This is a genomic window from Leucobacter salsicius M1-8 (genome assembly GCF_000350525.1).
In the GTDB taxonomy this organism is placed as follows: domain Bacteria; phylum Actinomycetota; class Actinomycetes; order Actinomycetales; family Microbacteriaceae; genus Leucobacter; species Leucobacter salsicius.
Genome location: NZ_AOCN01000011.1, coordinates 50,140 through 60,179, shown reverse-complemented (window position 1 = coordinate 60,179; position 10,040 = coordinate 50,140). Strand labels below are relative to the sequence as shown.

Genomic DNA, 10,040 nt, shown 5'->3' with positions numbered 1-10,040 from the left:
CGCTCGGCATTCACTCACTGTCGAAATCGCAGGTCTCTCGCATGGCCACTGATCTCGACGAACACGTCACCGAGTTCCGCACCCGACCGCTCAGCGATGCCGGCCCGTTCACGTTCGTCGCGTGTGACGCCCTCACCATGAAAGTACGTGAGGGCGGGCGAGTGATCAACACGGTCGTGCTCGTCGCGACCGGCGTCAACGCCGATGGGCATCGTGAAGTGCTCGGCATGCAGGTCGCGACGAGCGAGACCGGGGCGGCGTGGAACATGTTCTTCGCGGACCTCGTCGCGAGAGGACTGACCGGAGTGCAGCTCATCACGTCAGACGCACACGCTGGCCTGGTCGAGGCCATGCGGGCCAACTTTCCCGGCACCAGTTGGCAGCGTTGCCGCACCCACTACGCCGCGAACCTCATGTCGGCCTGCCCGAAGCAGATGTGGCCTGCCGTGAAAGCAATGCTGCATTCCGTCTATGACCAGCCCGACGTTGCAGCTGTCGAGGCACAGTTCGACCGGCTCCTGGACTACGTCGGCGAGAAACTGCCTGGCGTGCACGATCATCTCGATGCTGCCCGCGCCGATATCCTCGCATTCACGGCGTTCCCGAAAGATGTGTGGCAGCAGATCTGGTCGAACAATCCCAACGAACGTCTCAACAAAGAAATCAGACGTCGCACTGACGTTGTCGGTATTTTCCCGAATCGAGACGCGATCACCCGGCTCGTTGGAGCGGTCCTGGCAGAGCAATCTGACGAGTGGGCGGAGGGCCGCCGATACCTCGGACTCGAGGTGTTGGCTCGTTGCAGGGTTCGCCTCATCACGGACAACGTTGCTGAGGAGGTGGCTGTGGAACTACCCCTCACGTTGACTGCGTAGCCAAGCTCATTCTCGAAGAATGTTCGTTACACCACTCCACGGGACTTGACCTTGTCCGCAGACCTCATCGGTATCTAGCCCACGCCCCGGACCCGCGCATTGCGGGTCCGGGGCGTTTGCGTGTTTACGCGACCGTGATGGAGGCTGTGACCTGTGTGAGAGGTCCCGAGAGGTCCCGAGAGGTGCTGGGTATGTGGGCGACGCTCCTTTTGCTCAGTGTCGCAGGGATACTTATCAACGGTCCTGACTAGCGACCGTTCCTCTCCGTCTTGCCGGCGAAGCCGCCAGCAAGCTCCAGTTCGGCTCTCCCCGAGTTTTCACAACGCGCGCGCGCTTCTCGAACGCGAAGAATGCGTCGCGTCGCTTTCACCATGCAGCATTGAGCCCTCATGCAGTCCAGCCGGTCGCAATATGGCCAAGTTCCAGTTCCAGGTCCGACTTGGATACCACCTTGAGACATCACATCCTTGGGTGAAGGTCGGAACGACATACAGGCCAAGTCAGCCGAACAGATGCAAGCCTTCGCCCTCCTGCGTCTGGTGTTGGTGAATCTCATTCCAGAGCAGCGAAACCATCTCCCTGTGATGAGCATGTATAGCATCGCTATCCCAAGATCGGGGGGAGCGCTTTGCGGTCTTTGCCATCAGGACGAGCTTGGGGCTCTGCTCGACAATGCGCGCGCTGTCTGACTTTACATATGGAGGGAGGTTAGTGAACTTAGAGTTATCCCTCACCGTGAGGAGCGCGAGATTGCCAAAGAGATCCCTGGAGGCGGGGACCTCGAGCACGCCGTAGGCGCGAATAATCTCAGCGTCCGGCGACTGCGGATAGAAATGCTCCACAGAATTTCGGAACGTGAACTGGAAATCAAGATCACCTGAACGACAGGCAAGTAAATAGTCCAGGTAAGTAAAGGCGATGCGTGGAATGTCGAATCCGGTGGACAGAAGCTGGGCGTCTCGAAAGTGAGGCGCCAACTTGCTGAGCGCGTATTGCTCCAAGAGTTGAAGCACATCGTCAGCCCGAAGGTTTCCTAGAATCTCAGCGTGGTACGCAAAGTCAAGAAGTTGAGTGATCCAGTGCATCGTTCGCGGTGACGTATACGTGACACGCAACGCTGCTTCAATGAGACGAATCCGCTTAGAGATCGCGCTGTCATCGGTTGCTTCACCTTCGGCTCCGCCGTCGCTGTCGAAAGGAAATGACCCGATATATCGTGGCACGTGAGTGATCGTCCGGCGAGAACGATTCTCGCCTTTGACGACGCGTTTGAGTGACCAAATGCCGTCATCACCGCTCGCCATTGTGAACTCGCGCTTGAGTATGAGGGAGTCGAAGAGGAGACGGCACCGGAGAAGGGCGAGCGCAAACTCTTCAGTGCGAGTGGCTGGATCACCGGAGCGAAGGTAGTCCGTGAAGCGTTTGATCAACCGCTTGTCGTCGAGTGCCGTCTCGGTTTCATCAACTGCCTTGCCTTCCACAACTCGGAGTACATGGAGGAGAAACACGGGAAATTGAATGATTGAGCTGAATCGTTCACCCTCGGTGCGATCATCAGGATCTATTTGGTCCGCATTGGCATAGCCCAGAATTGCGTCATCGAGAGTTGGAGTTGTTGGGCCAGACTCGATGACGTCACTCAACGATGGGCAAAACGGGGTGAGCGACTCGAACGACTTGACGTTGAGTGTGTGCCAGTTCTCACCGAAGAGCTCGGCCCGAAGAGAGGTGTTTCCGGGAGCAAGCGCGATCTGCACGTACGTGTCCATCAATGCACACGCGTCCCACACCCAGGCAAAAGTGGTGCGCTTGGTGTCGGAACCGAGTGCGGCCATCATACGAGCTTTGACGATGTCCTGCTGTTGCAGCTGTTCACCTCGAGTGTTAATGACCTCGAAGTACCTGTTGAGGTCAGTGCTCTCGGGAAGCTCAAGTCGCGCGACGAGAACGTTGTCGAGTATGAAATCGAGGTGGTTCAGAAGTGTGGTGCTCTCGGGGTACTGCTCAATAATCCGGTATCCGTTAAGAATGCCGGGGTCCCCAACTTCAGCCGAACCACCGTTGGCGAGCGTTGCAAGCGCCTCTTCCGCGCGCGGTCTCGATTCGAATAGGAGCCGGTTGATTTGGAGGTCAGGGTGGGTGCCTTTGGCGATCAAATAGGTGAACAGGATGTGAAGTGTTGTGAGCCTCTGTTGGCCGTCGATTAGGAAGTATTTTGAACTGCCATTGTGTGCCACCGTTGAGACAACGATGTTGCCGAGGAAGTACTCACTGATTTCGTCATCAGTCGCAGCATCGATGAGGTCATCGATGAGTTGGCGGATCTCCTCTTCACCCCACGCATAGTTTCGTTGGTACACCGGTACCTCATAATGACTCGCGGTGAGCAGCTGCCGAACCGTCTGGGCTGTTGCCTGGACTCCACCGTGTGTCATGCTGCACTTCCTTCGATCTTGCGCAGTAGTTGCGACAACTCCTTGTCTCGGTCCACTGGAATAGGGGGTAAAGAAATCAATAGCCTATTGAGTTCATCCCCGGAGAGGCTCTCATGGAGAGTGGCGAAGAGGCCTTCTTTGCCGTCACCGAGCGAATCACGGGTGGCATGCAGATTCACCGACTGCCAGGTAACCCGGAGGCGCTCGAGCCGCAACCCGTACGCCCAAATGAAGAGACGATCCCAAGCGGGTTTCAGATCGGGGTCGGATTCGGGGTCAGCTGTGGCGAGGTCGCCGCGATAGAACTTGTTCGTCCAGTACAGCATGGCGGCGAGGAACAGCTCCGTGACGTACCGATGGCGTGCCCCGCGAGTGAACTGTGAGCGTGACTCTTGTTCATTCAAGAGCTTCTGTAGGGTCCGTTGCTCCTCCATGAGGAAACCTACTCGCGCGAAGAAGTCGCTGCCCGCGATAATTGGCGCGTCTACTTGGAAACGTGCTCGCAGGGCTGCAGGATCAAGCAAAGCCCGAACCGAAGGCACGAACGCAGCGCTCCCAAGTGCCGCAGCGCCGGATCGCTGCACCGAGAGGTGATAACCCTGTGCCGGCGTCGAAGTCGTGGAGCCCGATCCGGCGTCGATTCCTTTGAAAAGCCCGAGTTCTTCGATGCCGAAGTCGCGTGAGGCTGGACGACCACGGCTCCACTTGGCGATTCTGTAGAGATAGCGGCTGAAAAGGTGCTCCAATTCATAGTCATCAACTGATTCCCATTCCTGCACTATTGTCGTTCGAACAACGGGTCGGACCCGGCCCAATGCGCGCAAATGGTGGGCTTTGAGCAAGTCGTGCGGCTTCAGTGGTTTTCCGCGGAAGTTTTGAGAATCAAAAAACCGGAAGGCCTCGTCCTCATCATCAGTGACGACCTGCACTAGTGCGCAGTTTTCTTGAATGAAGCTCAGCAGGTCAGCTCGATCGCCTGCCGGAATAGCCGTATTCACCCATGCGCGCATGTGGTGATGCACGCGAACGATTTGAGGAGTCTGCTCGTCAATAGTCACGTCATCGAGGCTGCTGCGGTCTCCGCGGAGGCGCTTCACCAGGAGTTGTAGGCTGAGTAGCCGCTGCTGGCCATCTACGACATGACGTTCACCGTTGGGAGCCGTGTAGAGGATCACTGACCCAAGCGCATATTGACTGGCTCGATCCTGCCGCCATGCGCCCCAGATATCGTTCAGAAGCGCCTGAGCTGTTTCCAGTCGCCAACGGTAAGGACGCTGATACAGCGGGATACGAAGGTCTTGGGCGAGAAGCTCACCCACTGTGACCGGTTTGAGGTCATCGACCTTAATAGTCATGCGTCTTCTTTCCGATTGACAAGCTGTACCGAATCTAATGTTAGGTGAGCGCAGTCAGATCTCTGTAGGCGATCAACTCTGGGCGAAGGTTCACCCATGGGCCACAAGGACTTCGAATCGCCCGACGCGGTGGATGAGTCCGTTATGCTCCGAGGCAAAAGACCTTACGTTGGAGCGTGCCTGAAGAAGATCGTCGGTGCTCAGATCCTGGGTGACGGGAGCCTCGCCCTCGGCAAAAACTGACATGACGTATCGACCTTTGGCATGCTTTGGAAGCTCGTCCCATTCCGTCTTGCTCAGGTAGGAGCCAGCCCCGCCGAGAGCGAGAACCAAGTCAAATTTGGTGCCGCCAAGGACGCGATGTTCGCGGGCGGTTCGGAATGTCATGGCTTCGACGCGAGCAACGAGAGGATGCTTTGCTACTAGCACGTTGAGCATCGGACCCGAGGGGTCGATTGCGGTCAAGCGGAACGAATCTGTGAGGCCAAGGTCGAGCGCAGTTCCAGTGCCTGCCCCCAAATCCAAAGTGCGGCACTTTCGGAAGCCGCCGGTTGCGCTGTCAACAAGCGCGGTGAAGCCCTTGCTCTCTTCATTGCTCAGGCTGAAGCACTCATCCCAATAGGTTGCAATCGGATCGTACGCTGTAGTGGCAGCCGATCGAGTTTTGGGGGCGTTCTGAACCCCATAGTTGTGGTGTGAGCGGCCACGATTAACAAGCGTGACTTTTCTATGGTCGTCGTCCATGGTCCAGTATTTCCATCCGTCGTGGACGAGGTAAGTTCGTGTGCGTTTGTAGAATCTTTGAGGTTCTCCGAATGTCTGGATAACGCGCGATGCTCGCTCGAAGTCATCAATGTCCATGCCCTCCGTGCGGTCGCAGACGTACTCGTGTGGAGCGCCGTCAGCGTATGTAACCGCGAACACCCAATCGAGCGTGTGGATCTTGTCGATCCACCAGTTCAGATCAACGTCAGTTATTGGCGCAACGTCACCGAGCGCGACGGTGGGCGTCCTCAAAGCATTCATATTCATTCATCTCCGGTTCCGAATATGAGATCAGTCGATGGACATGATGCCGGGAGCCACCGACAAACGAACTTCGCCCATGGGTCAGCGGCACAGCGTCGAACGACTCGCCCAGGCGAGCCACGGCCACGCTCCCTTCGGCCGAAGCTACCGTGACAAATCCTCGTTCTTGACCGTGTGGCTTTGGGTACAACAGGCCCATTGCGTAAACCTCTTTCCGTGAGGGACTTGACGAAACGGATACCCCATGGGGTATAGTTGCCGATAACGAAAATATACCCCCTGGGGTATCGGCCTATGGGTCGCGAGGAAAGGAACCACACGATGTGCAGAGCGACCAAGTGCCGTACGTGCAACAAAACCACGTGGGCTGGCTGCGGCCAGCACGTGGCCATGGTGAAGATGAGCGTGCCCGCTTCAGACTGGTGCAACGGCAAACACTCACCGTCAGAAATCGCCGCAGCGAAAGAGAACCGCGGCGGGGGATTCTTCGCGCGGCTCTTCGGCCGGTAAGCACCCCGAGACACACAAAGGCAAGGAAAACACATGGCTACTACTGATCTCACCCTCGACACCTTCGAAAGCGTCGCGAAGTCAGACGGCATCGTCTTTGTCGATTTCTGGGCCGCCTGGTGCGGGCCGTGCCGCAACTTTGCGCCGGTTTTCGAGCGGGCCTCAGAGGCGCACCCCGACATCGTGTTTGGCAAGGTCGACACCGAAGCCGAGCAGCAGCTCGCGGCTGGCTTCCAGATCACCTCGATCCCCACGCTCATGGTCTTTCGTGATGGCATCCTCGTCTATTCGCAGCCGGGCGCACTCGCGGCCCCACAGCTCGACCAGCTCATCCAGGGCGCGCGCGACCTCGACATGGACGACGTGCGCACACAGGTCGCCGACAAAGCGGCCGCAAAGACCAACTAACTCGAATCACTGATCCACTTTTACTGAAAGAAGAACCACCATGTGCGCACGAATTACCTGCTCCAACTGCGGCAAGCCAACCTGGGCTGGCTGCGGCGGTCACATTGAAGAAGCACTCGAAGGCGTAGCTGTAGCCGATCGCTGCAGCTGCAACTAGCCCACGCCCGCTGGCATCGAAGCACCCTAGGAGTAACAGTGCTGCTTGAACGAATCTATGACGAAGACCTTGCGCAGGCGAGCTATTTCATTGGCTGCCAGGCAAAGGGCGAAGCCATTGTTGTCGACCCGCGTCGCGACATCGACGTGTACCTGAGTCTCGCGGCTAAACAGGGCATGCGGATCGTCGCCGTGACCGAGACCCACATCCACGCCGACTATCTCTCGGGCACCCGAGAGCTCGCGGCCGCGACCGGCGCCACCATGTACGTGTCAGATGAGGGCGGGCCCGACTGGACCTACGGCGCCGACTTTGACGACGCGGTGCGCATGAAGCACGGCCACACGATCACGCTCGGCAACATTTCGATCGAAGCAATCCACACCCCTGGTCACACCCCTGAGCACATGTCATTCCTTGTGACCGATGGCGCTCAGTCGGCCGAGCCGGGCTTCATGCTCACGGGTGACTTCGTGTTTGTCGGTGACTTGGGTCGCCCAGACCTGCTCGACGAGGCGGCTGGCTTTGTCGACACGCGCTTTGCTGGGGCCGAACAACTCTTCGCAAGCCTGCGCGACCAGTTTCTCACTCTGCCCGACTACGTGCAGGTGCACCCCGCACACGGCTCGGGCTCGGCGTGCGGCAAGGCACTCGGAGCGATTGCGGCAACGACCGTGGGCTACGAGCGCAACTTCTCGTGGTGGGGCAAGTACCTGAAGAACGACGATATGCAGGGGTTCGTGGATGAGCTGCTGAACGGGCAGCCCGATGCGCACGCCTACTTCGGTCGCATGAAACTGCAGAACAAGGTCGGCCCGGCCCTGCTCGGTGAGAACGCGGCGCTCACAGAGTTCACCGCTGATGAGTTGCGCCCGCTGCTGGCCGACGACAGCGTGATCCTGGTCGACACCAGGCATAACTCTCAGGTGCACGAGGGCACGGTGTCTCGCTCGCTGAACATTCCGGGTGTCGCGAAGGCGGCGAGCTACGGCGCCTGGGTCGTGAATCCCGAAGTTGAGCAGCGCCCAATCGTGTTGCTTGCGGAGTCTCTTGACGAAGCACAAGCAATGCGCGACCACCTCGTGCGTGTCGGCATCGACACGGTGCGTGGTTACATCACGTCGCTGGACGGACTTGAGCTCGTGCGCCCGGCGCTCGTGGATCCGGCCGCGCTCGAGAGTGTCGAGCGCGTGCTGCTGCTCGATGTGCGCAATAAGACTGAGTACGCTGGCGGGCACCTGCCCGGCGCCGAGCAGCTCTCGGGCGGCCGCGTGCTCTGGAGCCTCGACCAGCTTCCAGCCCCGTCTGCCGGCACGATCGTTACCTACTGCCAGAGCGGCGTGCGTAACTCGGTCGCAGCTAGCGCGCTGCGTCGAGAGGGTTACGATGTCACAGAACTCGACGGCAGCTACCTGGCATGGGCCGCACTGCCCGGCAGCGTGCCTGTTCGCGGCTAGTCGCCCTGTGACTCAAACTGACGAGCGCCCACAGATTGGGCAGTACGTGCCCGGGTATGAGGTGCCCGTCATCAACGAGCGCGCGGTGCGCGCCGCGGCGGGAATCCTGTTTCTTGCGGGCGGTGCCGCGATGGCAGCGGCGGTAGCTGCCGGATCCACCCAACCGATGCAGCCGTTCGGCCTGTTCTTCATGATGGACATGCTTATTCGGGTGCTGGTGGGTGACCGGTGGTCACCCACCCTTGCACTCGGGCGCCTCGCTGTGCGGCGGCAGCGGCCAGAGTGGGTGGGGTCCGAGCAGAAGGCGTTTGCTTGGTGGCTGGGGTTCGGGTTGGCAGTCGTCTCATGCTCGACGATGGGGCTGTTCGCGGCCCCGCTCTGGCTGACGCTTGCGCTCTGCAGCATCTGCCTGAGCTTCTTGTTTCTCGAGACCGCATTTGGCATCTGCGTCGGCTGTGCGCTCCAGGCCCGGTTTGGACGCACCGCACCTCGCTACTGCCCGGGCGGCACCTGCGAGCTTCCACACGAACATTAGAACTAGGACCGGGCGCACTGCGCCCGAGCTTCACCACAATACGAAGGAATAACACTCATGCGTCGAATGATTCTCGCCGGCCTCTCTGCGGTCGCGGTCGCACTCACTCTCTCTGCCTGCACCACGGGCCCGGCCGCGAGCAGTGTCGAAGTGGCCGCCGACACCATCGTGCTCGATGTGCGCACGGCAGACGAGTACGCTGGCGGGCACCTTGAGGGTGCAGAGCTGCTCGATTTCAATGCAGGCGAAGTTGCGGCCGCGATCCCGACGCTCGATCCTGAGGCTGAGTATGTTGTGTACTGCCGATCGGGTAACCGAGCGGGGCAAGCCATCAAGCTCATGGAGCAGGCCGGCTTTACGAAAGTGACGAACCTTGGTTCGCTGGAGCAGGCAGCTGCTGCAACCGGCATCGAGGTCGTTCGGTAGCTGCCCCCGTCGCGGACCTATCTCTTAGTGGCGTACGTCCAATGGATTGAACGCCTTCGCGCCAAGCGCGTCCTTGTGGGGGCGAAGCCCCCCTCGATGCTTGCTGCATGAGGTTTCATGAAGCCCGTTCTTTCCCGGGGACACCCGGGAATCGATGGATTCGGGTTGTCGCGTCAGCGGCCAGGTGCCTACGGTCACGACTCTTGAACGTGAGGATGGCTGTAGCAGACAATTTTTGGCGAGCGGACTAAGCTGCCCACATGTCCGAAGAAGTGCAGGCGTATCTCGACCAGTTCCCAGACGAGACAAAGCGGCGTCTCGAACTGTTGCAACGCCTTGTGCGCGAGCGGTGCCCCGGGGCGGTCGAGGCAATGAACTACGGCCTCATCGGGTACAAGCTCAACGGCCACCCGCTCATCTACTTCGGTGGATTTCAGAAACACATTGGCCTCTACGCCACGCCGGTCGGTCACGAGGCGTTCGCCCCAGAGTTTGCCCGCTATGCGCAGGGCAAGGGGTCGGTGCAGCTGCCGCTCGCTGAACCGCTGCCGACCGATCTCATCGCGCGCGTGATTTCACATCGTGTCGACACCGTCGCTGACGAGCTCCCGCAGATCGGGCGCCCTGCGCGCACCGCCCTCGGCGCGATCGGCGTCACCCGCATGAGTGAGCTGGGCACCCATTCAGAACGAGAATTGCTTGCGCTGCACGGGGTCGGGCCGAAGGCGATCCGGATCATGCGTGCGAGCGGCGCGAGATTTCTCGAGGATCTCGAGGGGCGCGAAAACAGCTGAGGGCGGTGCTGCGGCATTTCTGCCGCAGCACCGCCCTCAGTGATGAGCGTGCCTACTTA

The 10,040-nt window shown here is 59.5% G+C and carries 10 protein-coding genes and 1 riboswitch; of the genes, 7 read left to right on the top strand and 3 right to left on the bottom strand.

Annotated elements, in window-relative coordinates; genetic code table 11:
- On the top strand, positions 1–875 hold an 875-nt coding region (locus tag C795_RS15145; protein ID WP_017792467.1), incomplete at its 5' end, for an IS256 family transposase.
- Positions 876–1,375: 500 nt separating this feature from the next.
- Here C795_RS15145 and C795_RS15140 read toward each other — a convergent pair.
- From C795_RS15140 to C795_RS0103975, 3 genes are all read right to left on the bottom strand, one after another.
- Positions 1,376–3,310 (bottom strand): DUF262 domain-containing protein, encoded by a 1,935-nt coding sequence (locus C795_RS15140; RefSeq protein WP_017792466.1) that lies wholly within the window; start codon positions 3,308–3,310, stop codon positions 1,376–1,378.
- A complete protein-coding gene (locus C795_RS0103980; RefSeq protein WP_017792465.1) occupies positions 3,307–4,665 on the bottom strand; it encodes a DUF262 domain-containing protein in 1,359 nt (452 codons plus the stop codon). Before C795_RS0103980 ends, C795_RS15140 begins: the two co-directional genes overlap by 4 nt.
- Before the next feature lie 90 nt (positions 4,666–4,755).
- A complete protein-coding gene (locus C795_RS0103975; protein WP_157486950.1) occupies positions 4,756–5,697 on the bottom strand; it encodes a class I SAM-dependent methyltransferase in 942 nt (313 codons plus the stop codon).
- Positions 5,698–6,015: 318 nt separating this feature from the next.
- Here C795_RS0103975 and C795_RS17525 point away from each other — a divergent pair, with 318 nt between their 5' ends.
- From C795_RS17525 to C795_RS16820, 6 genes are all read left to right on the top strand, one after another.
- On the top strand, positions 6,016–6,204 hold the full coding sequence (locus C795_RS17525) for a hypothetical protein (protein ID WP_017792463.1): 189 nt from the start codon (positions 6,016–6,018) through the stop codon (positions 6,202–6,204).
- Positions 6,205–6,237: 33 nt separating this feature from the next.
- Complete coding sequence (gene trxA, locus C795_RS0103965; RefSeq protein WP_017792462.1) at positions 6,238–6,612, top strand: thioredoxin; 375 nt, start codon at positions 6,238–6,240, stop codon at positions 6,610–6,612.
- Between the two features lie 195 nt (positions 6,613–6,807).
- Entirely contained in the window at positions 6,808–8,226 is a 1,419-nt protein-coding gene (locus C795_RS0103960) for an MBL fold metallo-hydrolase (RefSeq protein ID WP_017792461.1), read from the top strand.
- Positions 8,227–8,233: 7 nt separating this feature from the next.
- A complete protein-coding gene (locus C795_RS0103955; RefSeq protein ID WP_051053753.1) occupies positions 8,234–8,761 on the top strand; it encodes a DUF4395 domain-containing protein in 528 nt (175 codons plus the stop codon).
- A 57-nt stretch (positions 8,762–8,818) separates the two neighbouring features.
- Positions 8,819–9,187 (top strand): rhodanese-like domain-containing protein, encoded by a 369-nt coding sequence (locus C795_RS0103950; RefSeq protein WP_026139434.1) that lies wholly within the window; start codon positions 8,819–8,821, stop codon positions 9,185–9,187.
- Positions 9,188–9,278: 91 nt separating this feature from the next.
- Positions 9,279–9,396: riboswitch (SAM riboswitch) on the bottom strand.
- A gap of 51 nt (positions 9,397–9,447) precedes the next feature.
- On the top strand, positions 9,448–9,981 hold the full coding sequence (locus C795_RS16820) for a DUF1801 domain-containing protein (RefSeq protein ID WP_017792458.1): 534 nt from the start codon (positions 9,448–9,450) through the stop codon (positions 9,979–9,981).
- Positions 9,982–10,040 lie beyond the last annotated feature (59 nt).